General features: G+C 71.2%; 14 protein-coding genes and 2 tRNA genes. 9 read left to right on the top strand and 7 right to left on the bottom strand.

Features of this window, described 5'->3' with window-relative positions:
• Window positions 1-14: 14 nt before the first annotated feature.
• The 6 genes from ABZX67_RS01335 to ABZX67_RS01360 all read right to left on the bottom strand — a co-directional run bounded on the left by ABZX67_RS01335 (window position 15) and on the right by ABZX67_RS01360 (window position 3,879).
• Window positions 15-1,301, bottom strand: a complete 1,287-nt coding sequence (locus tag ABZX67_RS01335; RefSeq protein WP_355352583.1) for a histidine kinase — start codon at window positions 1,299-1,301, stop codon at window positions 15-17.
• A gap of 15 nt (window positions 1,302-1,316) precedes the next feature.
• The gene (locus ABZX67_RS01340; protein ID WP_355352586.1) at window positions 1,317-2,081 is read right to left on the bottom strand and encodes an ABC transporter permease; all 765 of its coding nucleotides are present in this window, start codon (window positions 2,079-2,081) and stop codon (window positions 1,317-1,319) included.
• A gap of 1 nt (window position 2,082) precedes the next feature.
• A complete protein-coding gene (locus ABZX67_RS01345) occupies window positions 2,083-3,045 on the bottom strand; it encodes an ABC transporter ATP-binding protein (RefSeq protein WP_355352589.1) in 963 nt (320 codons plus the stop codon).
• A gap of 139 nt (window positions 3,046-3,184) precedes the next feature.
• Window positions 3,185-3,257: transfer RNA gene (locus ABZX67_RS01350), tRNA-Gly, on the bottom strand.
• A gap of 79 nt (window positions 3,258-3,336) precedes the next feature.
• Window positions 3,337-3,408: transfer RNA gene (locus ABZX67_RS01355), tRNA-Gly, on the bottom strand.
• A 102-nt stretch (window positions 3,409-3,510) separates the two neighbouring features.
• Complete coding sequence (locus ABZX67_RS01360) at window positions 3,511-3,879, bottom strand: Lsr2 family protein (RefSeq protein ID WP_355352592.1); 369 nt, start codon at window positions 3,877-3,879, stop codon at window positions 3,511-3,513.
• 334 nt (window positions 3,880-4,213) lie between these two features.
• On the opposite strand from ABZX67_RS01360, the gene purS reads away from it, so the two are divergent.
• The 9 genes from purS (at window position 4,214) to purM (ending at window position 13,464) form a co-directional block, all read left to right on the top strand.
• Window positions 4,214-4,459 (top strand): phosphoribosylformylglycinamidine synthase subunit PurS, encoded by a 246-nt coding sequence (gene purS / locus ABZX67_RS01365; RefSeq protein WP_215092426.1) that lies wholly within the window; start codon window positions 4,214-4,216, stop codon window positions 4,457-4,459.
• The gene (gene purQ, locus ABZX67_RS01370; protein ID WP_355352597.1) at window positions 4,456-5,139 is read left to right on the top strand and encodes a phosphoribosylformylglycinamidine synthase subunit PurQ; all 684 of its coding nucleotides are present in this window, start codon (window positions 4,456-4,458) and stop codon (window positions 5,137-5,139) included. The genes purS and purQ overlap by 4 nt, the downstream gene beginning before the upstream one ends.
• Complete coding sequence (gene purL / locus ABZX67_RS01375; protein ID WP_355352600.1) at window positions 5,136-7,385, top strand: phosphoribosylformylglycinamidine synthase subunit PurL; 2,250 nt, start codon at window positions 5,136-5,138, stop codon at window positions 7,383-7,385. The genes purQ and purL overlap by 4 nt, the downstream gene beginning before the upstream one ends.
• A gap of 167 nt (window positions 7,386-7,552) precedes the next feature.
• The gene (locus tag ABZX67_RS01380) at window positions 7,553-8,056 is read left to right on the top strand and encodes a winged helix-turn-helix domain-containing protein (RefSeq protein WP_355352603.1); all 504 of its coding nucleotides are present in this window, start codon (window positions 7,553-7,555) and stop codon (window positions 8,054-8,056) included.
• 27 nt (window positions 8,057-8,083) lie between these two features.
• On the top strand, window positions 8,084-8,944 hold the full coding sequence (locus tag ABZX67_RS01385; RefSeq protein ID WP_355352606.1) for a M23 family metallopeptidase: 861 nt from the start codon (window positions 8,084-8,086) through the stop codon (window positions 8,942-8,944).
• Window positions 8,916-9,722, top strand: a complete 807-nt coding sequence (locus ABZX67_RS01390) for a sterol carrier family protein (protein WP_355352609.1) — start codon at window positions 8,916-8,918, stop codon at window positions 9,720-9,722. The genes ABZX67_RS01385 and ABZX67_RS01390 overlap by 29 nt, the downstream gene beginning before the upstream one ends.
• Before the next feature lie 66 nt (window positions 9,723-9,788).
• A complete protein-coding gene (locus ABZX67_RS01395) occupies window positions 9,789-10,643 on the top strand; it encodes an META domain-containing protein (RefSeq protein ID WP_355352612.1) in 855 nt (284 codons plus the stop codon).
• Window positions 10,644-10,814: 171 nt separating this feature from the next.
• Window positions 10,815-12,341 (top strand): amidophosphoribosyltransferase, encoded by a 1,527-nt coding sequence (purF, locus tag ABZX67_RS01400; RefSeq protein ID WP_355352615.1) that lies wholly within the window; start codon window positions 10,815-10,817, stop codon window positions 12,339-12,341.
• A gap of 46 nt (window positions 12,342-12,387) precedes the next feature.
• On the top strand, window positions 12,388-13,464 hold the full coding sequence (gene purM, locus ABZX67_RS01405) for a phosphoribosylformylglycinamidine cyclo-ligase (RefSeq protein WP_355352618.1): 1,077 nt from the start codon (window positions 12,388-12,390) through the stop codon (window positions 13,462-13,464).
• Between the two features lie 131 nt (window positions 13,465-13,595).
• Here purM and ABZX67_RS01410 read toward each other — a convergent pair whose 3' ends face one another.
• Complete coding sequence (locus ABZX67_RS01410) at window positions 13,596-13,844, bottom strand: DUF3073 domain-containing protein (RefSeq protein ID WP_355352621.1); 249 nt, start codon at window positions 13,842-13,844, stop codon at window positions 13,596-13,598.
• Between the last annotated feature and the right edge of the window lie 213 nt (window positions 13,845-14,057).

The raw sequence follows: 14,057 nt of genomic DNA on the forward strand, positions 1-14,057 counted from the left end.
TATCCCTGTCCCTGTCACGGCGAGGGCACCTCCTCGGCGGCTTCGGCCCCGGTGGGCACCCCCGCGTCCGCGACCGCCGGGACCCGGGCCGTCACCCGGAACCGGCCGCCCCGCACCCAGCCGGCGTCCAGCGTGCCGTCCAGCGCCGCGAGCCGCTCCCGGAGCCCCGCAAGGCCCGAGCCGACCCCCGAGCCGGCACCCGGAATGGCTCCCGGTCCCGTCCCCGGCCCCGTCCCCGCCCCGTCGTTCTCGACCACCAGCACCGCGCACCCCTCCTCCGCGCGCACCACCACCGTGCAGTGGCGCGCGTCCCCGTGCCGCAGCACGTTCGTCGTGGCCTCCCGTACGACCCACGCCAGCGCCGACTGCGCCCGCGCCGGAAGCACCGGGAGCTCCGTCGCCGCCGCTTCGACCCGGCACACGATCCCGGCCGCCGCCAACACGCTCCGCGCGCCGTCCAGTTCGGTGTGCAGGTCCGCCTCGCGGTAGCCGCGCACCACGTCCCGCACCTCCCGCTGGGAGTCCTGCGCGATCCGCTGGACCTCCGCCATCTGCTCCACCGCGTGCTCGGTCACGCCCCGCCGCGCCAACTGCACCGCCAGCTCGCTCTTGAGCGCGATCACCGCCAGGTTGCGCCCCATCACGTCGTGCAGGTCCCGCCCGAAGCGCAGCCGCTCCTCCGCCACCGCCAGCCGGGCCTGGAGCTCGCGCGCCGCGTCGAGCTCCCACACCGCGCGCAGCAGCCACCCCGAGAAGCCGCTGGTGAAGGCCAGCAGCAGCCCCCCGATCGCGCTCCCGACCGAGAAGCCGACGACGTCCGGGAGCGGCATCCCGAGCGCGGACGAGACGAGTCCGGCGCCGACGGCGGCCGCCAGCACCAGGTACAGCATGTGCCGGACCTTCGTCAGCCCCAGCACCACGCCGCCGATGCCGAAGCCCAGCATCCCCACCACCAGATACGCGGCGGCCCCCACGTCGTCCAGCGCGCCGAACCGCCGCAGCGCCAACCCACCCGCGGCGAGCAGGCACGACGCCACCCCGTGCGCCACCATCAGCCGGTACGGGCGCGCCCGCCGCCCCACGGTCCAGTCGAAGGCCCGCGAGGCGAGCACCCCGCCCAGTGCGGAATGCCCGCACACCAGCAGGAACAGCCACCCGCCCAGTGGCTGCGGCGCCCCTCCCAGCACCCCCAGCCCGATCGACAGCACCTCGATCACCGCGAAGGCGTGGTACGACCAACGGGTGTAGAGCTCGACCTTCTCCGGATTGCTGCGCCGGCTCCACCACCCTGTCAGCCTCATGTCTCCTCGCCCCCCTCAGCGACGCGGCTCCCAGCGGAACCACCGCCGCACAGCAAACACCGAGACGGCGATCCAGACCAGCGCGGTGGCGGCCGCACCGGCGAGCTCGCCCGCGTCGCCGCCGCCCAGCCATCCGGCGCGTACGAGCGTCATCACGCCGGTGAGCGGCAGCAGTTCGCACACCGAGGCCACCTTCTCCGGGAAGACCTCCAGCGGCAGGAAGAGCCCGGACCCGATCGACGACACCACGAACAGCGGCATCGTCGTGATCTGCGCGCTCTCCACGGTCCTGGTGAACCCGGCCGTCGCCGCCGCCAGCCCCGTCAGCAGCACCACCCCCAACACCGTGCCGAGCACCAGCAGATCGGGCCGCTGCGGGGCCCGTACGTCGAGGAACGCCGTCCCCGCCGCCACCATCAGCGCGCACTGCGCCACCGCGAGCACCGCCGCCGGCAGCGCGGTCCCGGCCAGGATCTCCCGGTCCGACGCCTCGCCCGTGCGCAGCCTCTTGAGCACCAGTTCCTCGCGCCGCGCCACGTACGCCGAGACGAGGTTCAGATACACGACGAGCAGCAGCGCCATCACGATGCCGCCGCTCAGCGAGGCTTCGAGCGCGCTCATGCCGGTCTTCTCCAGGCCGACCTGGTCGAGCGAGCTGCGCATGAAGCCGACCATGAGCAGCGGCATGCCGAGCGCGACGAAGAGGGCGTACCGGTTGCGTACGAGGAGGGTCAGCTCGGCGCAGCCCAGCGCGCCCATGCGATCGGTCATCGTGGTCATGTCACGCACCTACCTTCTCCGCGGAAGCGACGCTCTGGGAGGCATCCTGCGAGGCGTCTTGCGAGGCGTTCTGGGAAGCGATCTCGAGGAAGGCCTCTTCGAGCGAGGCCGACCGGGCGTCCAGCCCCTCCAGCCGTACGTCGTGCTCCCGCGCCCACAGCAGCAGTTCGCCGAGCGCGTCCTGCAAGGCGTGCGTCCGGATCTCGACGCGGCGCCCGTCGGCGGCCGCGAGCAGGGACAGCGGGAGCCGCCCGGCGGGCACGCCGTGGGGCAGGACGAAGCGGATGCGGGCCGGGCGGGAGGCGGTGACCTCCGCCGGGGTGCCGGCCGTCACGATCCGCCCCTGGTGCAGGATCGCCAGCCGGTCCGCCAGCGTCTCCGCCTCCTCCAGGTAGTGCGTGGTCAGCAGCACGGTCGTGCCGTCTTCGCGGAGGGCCCGCACCAACTCCCAGGTGTCGCGGCGCCCTTCGGCGTCGAGTCCGGTCGTCGGCTCGTCCAGGAACAGCACCTCGGGCCGCCCGAGCAGGGCCAGCGCGAGGTCCAGCCGCCGCCGCTCACCGCCCGACAGCTGCTTGACGCGCACACGGGAGCGGGCGGACAGGCCCACCATCTCCAGCGCCTCCCCGGCGGGCCGGGCCCCGCTGGTGCAGCCCGACCACATCCGTACGGTCTCGGCGACTGTCAGGTCGGAGGGGAAGCCGCCTTCCTGGAGCATCATGCCGATCCGGGGCCGTACGGCGGGCCGTTCGCGGTAGGGGTCGTGGCCGAGGACCCGCACCCGGCCGCCGCTCGGGGCGGCGAGGCCCTCCAGTAGCTCGACGGTGGAGGTCTTGCCGGCGCCGTTCGTCCCGAGCAGGGCGAAGATCTCACCGCGCGCCACGGAGAAGGTGATCCCCTTCACAGCATCGAAGCCGTCGGCGTACCGGCGTTGGAGGTCCGCCGCCTCAATCACGTGGGTGGTCATGCCTCAAGGCTGTCGCCGCCGGGCGCGCGCGGTCAGGCCGTGCTGTCACCGGTCCTCGATGACAAATGTCATCCGGCCGGGCCCTGGGCCGATATACGCCGAAGGCCCCGGTCGTGATGACCGGGGCCTTCGTACTCTGAGCGGACGACGAGATTCGAACTCGCGACCCTCACCTTGGCAAGGTGATGCTCTACCAACTGAGCCACGTCCGCAGTGCTCCCGACCGGCTTTCACCGGGCGGTGCGAACACCACTGTACCTGATCCACCGAAGTGGTTGGTAAGCGATGTAGAGCGGGTGACAGGAATCGCACACTGCGCCTTCCCCCTGGAAGGGGGATGTTCTACTACTGAACTACACCCGCACGCTCCGTGAGGTGGGGCCTTTCCGGCCTTGCCCCTCGGCGTGATCCAGACTCTAGCGGATCACCCCGGGTGTCGCGCAAGTCGAAGATCGTCGGGCGGCCTCAGCCGGCCTCGCGGAAGGCCTCGTACACCCGCTTGGGGATCCGGCCCCGGGCCGGCACGTCCATCTTGTGGGCCTGCGCCCAGGCGCGTACGGCCGCCGGGTCGGGTTCGAGGGAGGTGTGCGTGTACGAGGCGGAGCGCGCGGCCCTCGCCTTGCCCGCGCCCCCCGTTCCCGCACCGGCTCCGCCGCCGCCGGAGCGCTTGCGGCCGGCCGCGACGTAGGGGGCGAGCGCCTTGCGCAGTTTCTTTGCGTTGGCTGCATTGAGGTCGATCTCGTACGTCTTACCGTCGAGGCCGAACATGACCGTTTCCGTCGCTTCGCCTCCGTCGATGTCGTCGAAGAGCGTGACCACTACGCGCTGAGCCACGGATATCGGTCCTTTCCTGCGGTATCGCCGCGCTGACGTGCGGAGATACCGACTTTACGGCTGTTGAGAGGCAATGCCGCTTTCCTCTGGTTTCCTTTGTACAGCGAAAGGCGTCACATTGTGAAGCCCAGCCAATTGCATCAGCGTGTTGGCCGCAATGTCGTGGACGTTTCTTTTCCGGGATTTTTCCGCGCTGATGTGTCGGCGTTGTGAGGGCGGCGGAGGGCGTGCCGGAGCGGCGCGCTTGTAGGGTCCTCCAGACTTCTACCCGCGTAGAATTTGGAGACAGGTACGCTGAGGGAACCGCCCACGCAACACACCACCGGGAGTGCCAGTGGCACGCGTCGTAGTCGACGTCATGCTCAAGCCGGAGATCCTCGACCCGCAGGGACAGGCGGTGCAGCGTGCACTGCCCCGCCTCGGTTTCGACGGGATCGCCGACGTCCGCCAGGGAAAGCGCTTCGAGCTCGAAGTGGAGGGGCCGGTCGATGACGCCGCCCTCGCCCGCATCCACGAGATGGCCGAAACCTTCCTCGCCAACACCGTCATCGAGGACTTCGTCGTAAAGGTGGAGTCGTGACCTCTCGTATTGGAGTCGTCACTTTCCCCGGCACGCTCGACGACCGGGACGCGTTGCGCGCCGCCCGGCTCGCGGGCGCCGAGCCCGTTTCCCTCTGGCACCGCGACAAGGACCTCAAGCAGGTCGACGCGGTCGTTCTCGCGGGCGGCTTCAGTTACGGCGACTATCTGCGCGCCGGAGCCATCTCGCGGTTCTCGCCGGTGATGGAGACGATCATCGAGCAGGCGAAGGCCGGTATGCCGGTCCTGGGAATCTGCAACGGCTTCCAGATCCTCACCGAGTCGCACCTGCTGCCGGGCGCGATGCTGCGCAACAACCACCTGCACTTCATCTGCCGCGACCAGAAGCTGCGGGTGGAGAACGCCGGGACGGCCTGGACCAGCGACTACACCGAGGGCCAGGAGATCTCCGTGCCCCTCAAGAACATCGACGGCCGGTACGTCGCCGACGAGCGCGTGCTCGACGAGCTGGAAGCCGAGGGCCGGGTCGCCTTCCGCTACCTGGACGGGAACCCCAACGGCTCGCTGCGCGACATCGCCGGCATCACCAACGCCGCCGGGAACGTCGTGGGCCTCATGCCGCACCCCGAGCACGCCGTGGAGCCGCTGGTCGGCACCGGCCGTACCGACGGCCTCGGTTTCTTCACCTCGATCCTCAAGAAGTTGGTCAGCGCCTCATGACCCTCGACACCGTCAAGCACGCCGGCGAGACGCCGGACGTCGAGCAGCCGTGGGCCGAGCTCGGCCTGAAGCAGGACGAGTACGAGCGCATCCGCGAGATCCTCGGGCGGCGGCCGACCGGCGCCGAGCTCGCCATGTACTCCGTCATGTGGTCCGAGCACTGCTCGTACAAGAGCAGCAAGGTGCACCTGAAGCAGTTCGGCGAGAAGGCCCCCGAGAACGACGCCCTGCTCGTCGGCATCGGCGAGAACGCGGGCGTCGTGGACGTCGGCCAGGGGTACGCGGTGACCTTCAAGGTCGAGTCGCACAACCACCCCTCGTACATCGAGCCCTACCAGGGCGCGGCCACCGGCGTCGGCGGCATCGTCCGCGACATCCTCGCCATGGGCGCCCGCCCGGTGGCGGTCGTCGACCCGCTGCGCTTCGGCGCGGCGGACCACCCCGACACCAAGCGCGTCCTGCCGGGCGTCGTCGCGGGCATCGGCGGCTACGGCAACTGCCTGGGCCTGCCGAACATCGGCGGCGAGGTCGTCTTCGATCCCTGCTACCAGGGCAACCCGCTGGTCAACGCCGGCTGCATCGGCGTGATGAAGCACGAGGACATCCACCTCGCGAAGGCGTCCGGCCCCGGCAACAAGGTCATCCTGTACGGCGCCCGGACGGGCGGCGACGGCATCGGCGGCGTGTCCGTGCTGGCCTCGGAGACCTTCGACGACACGAAGCCGACCAAGCGCCCGGCGGTCCAGGTCGGCGACCCGTTCCAGGAGAAGCTCCTCATCGAGTGCACCCTTGAGATCTTCAAGGAGAAGCTCGTCGCGGGCATCCAGGACCTCGGTGGCGCGGGCCTGTCCTGCGCGACCAGCGAGCTCGCCTCCGCCGGCTCCGGCGGCATGCGCGTCGAGCTGGACACCGTGCCGCTGCGCGACTCCTCGCTCTCGCCGGAGGAGATCCTCATGAGCGAGTCGCAGGAACGCATGTGCGCGATCGTCGAGCCGCGGCACGTCGACCGCTTCATGGAGATCTGCGAGAAGTGGGACGTCATCGCCACCGTCATCGGTGAGGTGACGGACGGCGAGCGGCTGGAGATCTTCTGGCACGGCGAGCAGATCGTGGACGTGCCGCCGCGCACGGTCGCGCACGAGGGCCCGGTCTACCACCGGCCGTACGCGCGCCCCGAGTGGCAGGACGCCCTCCAGGCCGACGATGCCAACAAGCTGCCCCGGCCGTCCTCCGCCGACGAGCTGCGCGAGCAGGTCCTCCGGCTGGTCGCGCACCCGAACCAGGCCTCCAAGGCGTGGGTCACCGACCAGTACGACCGCTTCGTGCAGGGCAACACCGTCCTCGCGCAGCCCGAGGACTCCGGCATGATCCGCATCGACGAGGAGACCAACCTCGGCGTCGCGATCGCCACGGACGGCAACGGCCGGTACGCCAAGCTCGACCCGTACACGGGCGCGCAGCTGGCGCTGGCGGAGGCGTACCGCAACGTCGCCGCCTCGGGCGCCAAGCCGCTCGCCATCTCCGACTGCCTGAACTTCGGCTCGCCGGAGGACCCGGGCGTCATGTGGCAGTTCGCCGAGGCCACGCGCGGTCTGGCGGACGGCTGCCGGCAGCTGGGTACGCCGGTGACGGGCGGCAACGTCTCCCTCTACAACCAGACCGGTGACGTGGCCATCCACCCGACGCCCGTGGTCGCGGTGCTCGGCGTGATCGACGACGTCACACGCCGCACGCCGATCGCCTTCGCGGAGGAGGGCCAGCTCCTCTACCTGCTGGGTGACACGCGTGAGGAGTTCGGCGGCTCGGCGTGGTCCGAGGTCGTGCACGGCCACCTGGGCGGCCTGCCGCCGGCGGTGGACCTGGACCGGGAGAAGCTGCTGGGCGAGATCCTGATCTCGGCGTCCCGCGACGGCATGATCGACGCGGCGCACGACCTGTCCGACGGCGGCCTGATCCAAGCGGTCGTCGAGTCCTGCCTGCGCGGCGGGAAGGGGGCGCGGCTGATCGTCCCGGACGGCCTGGACGCCTTCACCTTCCTGTTCAGCGAGTCGGCCGGCCGTGCGGTCGTGGCCGTCCCGCGCAGCGAGGAGCTCCGCTTCACGGACATGTGCGGCGCGCGGGGGCTGCCCGCGACGCGCATCGGTGTGGTGGACGGCGACGAGGTCGACGTCCAGGGCGAGTTCAGCATCCCGCTGAGCGAGCTCCGCACGGCGCACGAGGCGACGATCCCGGGCCTGCTGGCCTGAGCCTGCCGGCCTTCCAACCTGCCGGCCTGACGTTCGCCGCGTCCGAAGCCCCCGACCGGACCCCCTGAGGGTTCCGGTCGGGGGCTTCGTCGTGTCCGGGCGCGTGCGGAAATTCCGCACGCCCAAGCCCTTGCACGGGATTACGTAATTACGTAACAATGGACGGTATGGAGCTGGAGGAACGCCTCACCGCGCTCGAACGGCGGCTCGCCGCCCTCGAGCGCACCGACCCGCCGTCACCACGACCGCCGCACGAGAGCGACTTCTGGGCCCTGGAGGGGCTCAAGGCGCAGCTCGCGGAGGCGGGCGCGCCTGATGGCGGGGTGCTGTTCACCGGGGCCATACGGCTGCCGACGGGGGAGCAGTACGAGTGGCAGGACGGCGCCCTGACCGAGCGCCAGCTGGGGGAGGACTGGACGGAGGCGGCCGAGTCCTTCGCGGCGCTGGGCCATCCGATACGGCTCCGGCTGCTGCGCGAGATCGTCGGGGGCCGGCGTACCGCCGCCGAGCTGGCCCTCCTGGAGGAGATCGGCACGACCGGCCAGATCTACCACCACCTGCGCCAACTCACCGGCGCCGGCTGGCTGCACACCGCCGGACGCGGCCGCTACGAGGTCCCGGCGGGCCGCGTGGTGCCGCTGCTGGTGGCGCTGGCCGCGGCGCGACCGTAACCGACCATGACCATCGGGGGATCAACCATGTCCGTACGCACCCGCAGGGGGGCCGCGACGCTCGCGCGCCTGCTGTGGCTCGCCTTCATCGTCCAGGCGCTGGCGTCGATCTGGGTGCCGCTTCCGTACAACTACTGGCTGGGATGGCTGCCGGCCGTCGCGGCCATCGCCCTCCGCGTCGGCCTGAACCGCGCGGAGACGGGCCGCCTCGCCGCCGAGGGCCGCGAGGCGGTCGAGGTCGACCCGCCCGTGACCGGCACCTGGACCGCGCTGAACAGCCCCGCCGACAAGGTGCCCAGCCACGGCACCCACCAGCTAGGCCAGACGTACGCCATCGACATCGTCGCCGAGTCCGGGCAGCGCCCCCGCCCGGGGTTCGCCTGGCTGTGGCCCGTCGCCCGGGCCAACCGCGACTTCCCGGCCTTCGGGGAGCCGCTGCTCGCGGTGGCAGCCGGGACGGTGGTGCACGCCGAGGACGGCCAGCGCGACCACCTGAGCCGTACCTCCCTGCCCGCGCTCCTGTACTTCATAGTGGTCGAGGGCCTGTTCCGCTCCCTGGGCGGCGCCCGCCGCATCGTGGGCAATCACCTGGTGCTGGACCTCGGCGACGGTACGTACGCGGTCTACGCGCACCTGCGGCGCGGCTCGCTCGCGGTCCGCGCGGGCGACCGGGTCACCGCGGGGCAGGAGCTCGCCCGCTGCGGGAACTCCGGCAACTCCACCGAGCCGCACCTCCACTTCCAGCTCATGGACGGTCCCGACGCGCGCACCGCGCGGGGTGTGCCCTGGACCTGGCGGGGCGTGGGCGTGCCCAAAAACGGCGAGGCCTTCACCGTCGGCCCTGAACTAACCTCGGCCCATGCCAACTGCCAAGAAGCGCACCCGTAGTTACGACCCCGCCAAGACCCGCGCCGCCGTCCTCGCGCAGTTCGGCCACGTCCGGGACGCGGTCCTCACCCTCACGCCCGAGCAGCTCGCCCTGCCGACCCGGCTCGGGGAGTGGACCGTACGGGAGCTCGCCGCACACATCAGCATGGGGCTGGGCTCCCTGATCCGGGGCGTGGCGGCGCCCGAGCCCGCGAGCCGCGATCTGGAGCTGACGGAGTGGGCGCCCGCCACCCGGCAGTACGCCGAGGACGTCGACGCGGCCGCGCGTGAGATCGCCGAGGCGGCGGCGGTCGACCCGGCCGGGCTCGCGGCGCTGTACGAGGAGACCGGGCGGAACCTCGCGGACGCGCTGGCGGCGGCCCCGGACGAGCGGCTGATCGAGACGCGGTTCGGCGGGGTGCGCCTCGCGGACTTCCTGGTGACCCGCACCGTCGAGCTGGTCGTCCACACCGACGACCTCAACGACGCCACCGGACTCGCCGTCCCGTTCGACCGTCAGGCCCTGGCCGCCTGCACCCGGCTGCTCGCCGACGCGCTCGCGGTGAAGGCCCCCGGCGGTTCGGTGGAGGTGCGGGTGCCTCCGTACGCGGTGGTGCAGTGTGTCGAGGGCCCCCGGCACACCCGGGGCACCCCGCCGAACGTCGTGGAGACCGACCCGCTGACCTGGATCCGCCTGGCCACGGGCCGTACGACCTGGCAGGAGGCCCTCTCCGCCGCCCAGGTGAGCGCCAGTGGCGAGCGCGCGGACCTGGCGGCGCTGCTGCCGCTCCTGGGCTGAGCAGGGGCGTCGGCGGTGGAGGGCGCCGGAGCGGAACCGGTCCGGGGCCTGGCCCGTCCCAGAGTCATGCCGACCACGCACAAGCACCACCTCACCGCGTCAGCCGCGCTCGTCGCGCTCCTCGCCCTCACCGCCTGCGGCACCGAACCGGGGTCCGGCGCGAGTGACGGCGGCGGCTCCGGGCGTCCGGACGTGCCGGTCACCGGCGTGCACTGGGCCGTCGACAGCGTCACCGTCGACGGCCGCGAGCACACCGCCCCGGCCCGGGCGCACGTCCAGGTCGACGCCAAGGGCAAGGTCACGGGCAACTACGGCTGCAACCACTTCAACGCCAGGGCCGACATCGACGGTGACACCATCACCATCAGCGACCCCGGCATGACCGAGATGGCCTGCGAGGGGAGCGTCCAGAGCTTCGAGGACGCCCTGAGGTCCGCGCTCGACGGGCCGCTCAAGGCCGCGCTCGACAAGGGCCGGCTGACCCTCACCACCGACCGGGGCGACACCGTGGTGCTGTCCGAGCGGCGCCCGGCGCCGCTCACCGGCACCACCTGGACCGTCGAGTCCCTCACCTCGGGCCAGGCGGTCTCCTCGCTGCCGGCCGGCGCCGAGGGCAAGGCCCATTTCGTCGTGACGGAGGACGGCGGCAAGAGCGAGGGCAAGGTGCGCGGCAAGGAGGGCTCCATCCGCGGCAACCTGGGCTGCAACAGCTTCACCGCGACCGTCACCACCGAGGGCCAGGCGATCACTTTCGGCCGCGTGACCTCCACCCGGAAGCTCTGCCCCGGACCCGCGATGGACGTCGAACGCGCCCTGCTCAAGGTGATGGAAGGGACGGCCACGTACACGATCGACCACCGCACCCTGACCCTCACCGCCGCCGACGGCACGGGCTTCGCCGCCCGGGCGAGCGAGAAGTAGCTCCGGGCCGACTGCGGAGCCGACTGCGAGGTCCGTCACACCCCCTGCGCCGCGCCATCCGGCAAAGCCCGCTGGTCAGCGCGGTGCCCGCCGAAACCCCGGGCTCCGCTTCGGGTCGGCGGCCCCTTCACCAATTCGGACCAGTGGTCGATCTCGCCTACACTCGGAGGCGTGCCACGTGGTGACGGTCGACTCAATCACGATCTGCTTCCCGGCGAAAAAGGCCCCCAGGACGCTTGTGGCGTCTTCGGTGTCTGGGCTCCGGGTGAAGAGGTCGCAAAGCTCACGTACTTCGGGCTCTACGCCCTCCAGCATCGGGGCCAGGAATCCGCGGGAATCGCGGTCAGCAACGGCTCCCAGATCCTCGTCTTCAAGGACATGGGCCTGGTCTCCCAGGTCTTCGACGAGACCTCCCTCGGCTCCCTCCAGGGCCACATCGCGGTCGGACACGCCCGCTACTCGACCACCGGTGCCTCCGTGTGGGAGAACGCGCAGCCGACCTTCCGGGCCACCGCCCACGGCTCCATCGCGCTCGGCCACAACGGCAACCTGGTGAACACGGCGCAGCTCGCCGAGATGGTCGCCGACCTCCCCAAGATGGACGGCCGCGCCACGCAGGTGGCCGCCACCAACGACACCGACCTCGTCACCGCGCTGCTCGCCGGCCAGGTCGACGACGACGGCAAGCCGCTGACCATCGAGGAAGCCGCCGCCAAGGTGCTCCCCGAGGTCCGGGGCGCCTTCTCGCTCGTCTTCATGGACGAGGGCACCCTCTACGCCGCCCGCGACCCGCAGGGCATCCGCCCGCTGGTCCTCGGCCGCCTGGAGCGGGGCTGGGTCGTCGCCTCCGAGTCCGCCGCCCTCGACATCTGCGGTGCGGCATACGTCCGCGAGGTCGAGCCGGGCGAGATGATCGCCATCGACGAGAACGGCATCCGCACCTCACGATTCGCAGAAGCGAAGCCCAAGGGCTGTGTCTTCGAGTACGTCTACCTGGCGCGCCCCGACACCGACATCGCCGGCCGGAACGTCTACCTCTCCCGCGTGGAGATGGGCCGACGCCTCGCCAAGGAAGCCCCGGTCGACGCCGACCTGGTCATAGCGACCCCGGAGTCCGGCACCCCCGCCGCCATCGGTTACGCGGAGGCCAGTGGCATCCCCTTCGGCGCGGGCCTGGTCAAGAACGCCTACGTCGGCCGGACCTTCATCCAGCCGTCGCAGACCATCCGCCAGCTGGGCATCCGCCTGAAGCTGAACCCGCTGAAGGAAGTCATCAAGGGCAAGCGCCTGGTGGTCGTCGACGACTCGATCGTCCGCGGCAACACCCAGCGCGCACTCGTCCGGATGCTCCGCGAGGCGGGCGCCGCCGAGGTCCACATCCGGATCTCGTCGCCGCCGGTGAAGTGGCCCTGCTTCTTCGGCATCGACTTCGCCACCCGCGCGGAGCTGATCGCCAACGGCATGTCGGTCGAGGAGATCGGCACGTCGCTGGGCGCCGACTCCCTCTCGTACATCTCCATCGACGCCATGATCGAGGCCACCACCATCCCGAAGCAGAAGCTCTGCCGCGCCTGCTTCGACGGTGAGTACCCGATGGAGCTGCCGGACCCCGAGCTGCTCGGCAAGCAGCTGCTGGAGACCGAGCTGGCCGCCGGCCCCGCCGCCACGGCCGCGGCCGATGCGCTCCGCCGCCTGTAACAGCACCCCGCAATCCCTGCAGTACGACACGAAAGCTCTCACAGTCATGTCTGAGACTGAGACCACCGGTGCCAGCTACGCAGCCGCGGGCGTCGACATCGAAGCGGGCGACCGCGCCGTCGAGCTGATGAAGGAGTGGGTGAAGAAGACGCAGCGCCCCGAGGTTCTCGGCGGCCTGGGCGGCTTCGCCGGCCTCTTCGACGCCTCCGCCCTCAAGCGCTACGAGCGACCGCTCCTCGCCTCCGCCACCGACGGCGTCGGCACGAAGGTCGACATCGCCCGCCAGATGGGCGTGTACGACACGATCGGCCACGACCTGGTCGCGATGGTCATGGACGACATCGTCGTCTGCGGCGCCGAGCCGCTCTTCATGACCGACTACATCTGCGTCGGCAAGGTGCACCCCGAGCGGGTCGCCGCCATCGTCAAGGGCATCGCCGAAGGCTGCGTCCTGGCCGGCTGCGCCCTGGTCGGCGGCGAGACCGCCGAGCACCCCGGCCTGCTGGGCCCGGACGACTTCGACGTCGCGGGCGCCGGTACGGGCGTGGTCGAGGCGGACCGGCTGCTCGGCCCCGATCGCATCCGTACGGGTGACGCCGTCATCGCCATGGCGTCCTCCGGCCTTCACTCCAACGGGTACTCGCTCGTACGCCATGTGCTCTTCGACCGCGCGGGCATGAGCCTGGACCAGCGGGTCGAGGAGCTTGGCCGGACGCTCGGCGAGGAGCTGCTGGAGCCCACCAAGATCTACTCGCTGGACTGCCTCGCGCTCACCCGCACCACCGAGGTGCACGCCTTCAGCCACATCACCGGTGGCGGTCTCGCCGCCAACCTGGCCCGGGTGATCCCGGACGCGCTGCACGCCACGGTGGACCGCGCGACCTGGACGCCGGACCCGATCTTCGACCTGGTCGGCAAGGCCGGGCAGGTGGAGCGGCTGGAGCTGGAGAAGACGCTGAACATGGGCGTCGGCATGATGGCCGTCGTCCCCGCCGACTCCGTCGACGTGGCGCTGACCACCCTGGCGGACCGGGGCGTCGACGCCTGGGTCGCCGGCGAGATCACCGACCGCGGTGACCGCGCGACCGGCGCCGAGCTGGTTGGGGAGTACGCCACGGCCTGACGGCGGCACGGCTGGGGACCGGCGACTCCCTCGGGAGGGAATCGCCGGTCAGCCGAGACGTCTCAGACGGCGGACAGCACAGAACCCGGTCCGGGACAGGGTCCCGGACCGGGTGAAGAAGAGTGCAGGCGTCAAGCGCCGCGACGCTGGGACGACGGACCGGACTCTTCGTCCTCGTCATCGTCGTCGTTGTACAACTCCGCGTAGCGGGCGTACGGGTCGTCTTCCTCGTCGTCGTCCTCGAACGGCTCGCCGTTCGGTGGCTGACTCGAAGATGCGCCCAGCTCGCTGGCCAGGCGTGCGAGGTCCGTCCCACCGCTGTTGTACTTCAGCTGGCGGGCGACCTTCGTCTGCTTGGCCTTGGCCCGGCCGCGCCCCATGGCTCGACCCCCTCGGTGACGGGGCTCGACGGCCCCAGAGTCTTGACACGCGTTCATGATTCGGAACGGGCTCTCCGTGGAGAGACCGGCCCGTAGGGCTTCAACGGTACCTGCTTCCGCCGCCATACGGTACGTCGCCCGCACGAGGCGCCTCGGAGCCGGACCGACGAGGTGCCCTGTCCTCGCTGGTCAGCTGCGATTTTAACCTCTTCG

It is taken from the genome of Streptomyces sp. NPDC003036, assembly GCF_040611175.1.
Taxonomy (GTDB): domain Bacteria; phylum Actinomycetota; class Actinomycetes; order Streptomycetales; family Streptomycetaceae; genus Streptomyces.

Excerpts from the sequence above, each read along its gene's own strand:
- ABZX67_RS01335 (WP_355352583.1), bottom strand. The coding sequence starts at position 1,301 with ATGAGGCTGACAGGGTGGTGGAGCCGGCGCAGCAATCCGGAGAAGGTC.
- ABZX67_RS01340 (WP_355352586.1), bottom strand. The coding sequence starts at position 2,081 with ATGACCACGATGACCGATCGCATGGGCGCGCTGGGCTGCGCCGAGCTG.
- ABZX67_RS01345 (WP_355352589.1), bottom strand. The coding sequence starts at position 3,045 with ATGACCACCCACGTGATTGAGGCGGCGGACCTCCAACGCCGGTACGCC.
- purL (WP_355352600.1), top strand. The coding sequence starts at position 5,136 with ATGACCCTCGACACCGTCAAGCACGCCGGCGAGACGCCGGACGTCGAG.
- ABZX67_RS01380 (WP_355352603.1), top strand. The coding sequence starts at position 7,553 with ATGGAGCTGGAGGAACGCCTCACCGCGCTCGAACGGCGGCTCGCCGCC.
- ABZX67_RS01385 (WP_355352606.1), top strand. The coding sequence starts at position 8,084 with ATGTCCGTACGCACCCGCAGGGGGGCCGCGACGCTCGCGCGCCTGCTG.
- ABZX67_RS01390 (WP_355352609.1), top strand. The coding sequence starts at position 8,916 with ATGCCAACTGCCAAGAAGCGCACCCGTAGTTACGACCCCGCCAAGACC.
- ABZX67_RS01395 (WP_355352612.1), top strand. The coding sequence starts at position 9,789 with ATGCCGACCACGCACAAGCACCACCTCACCGCGTCAGCCGCGCTCGTC.
- purM (WP_355352618.1), top strand. The coding sequence starts at position 12,388 with ATGTCTGAGACTGAGACCACCGGTGCCAGCTACGCAGCCGCGGGCGTC.
- ABZX67_RS01410 (WP_355352621.1), bottom strand. The coding sequence starts at position 13,844 with ATGGGGCGCGGCCGGGCCAAGGCCAAGCAGACGAAGGTCGCCCGCCAG.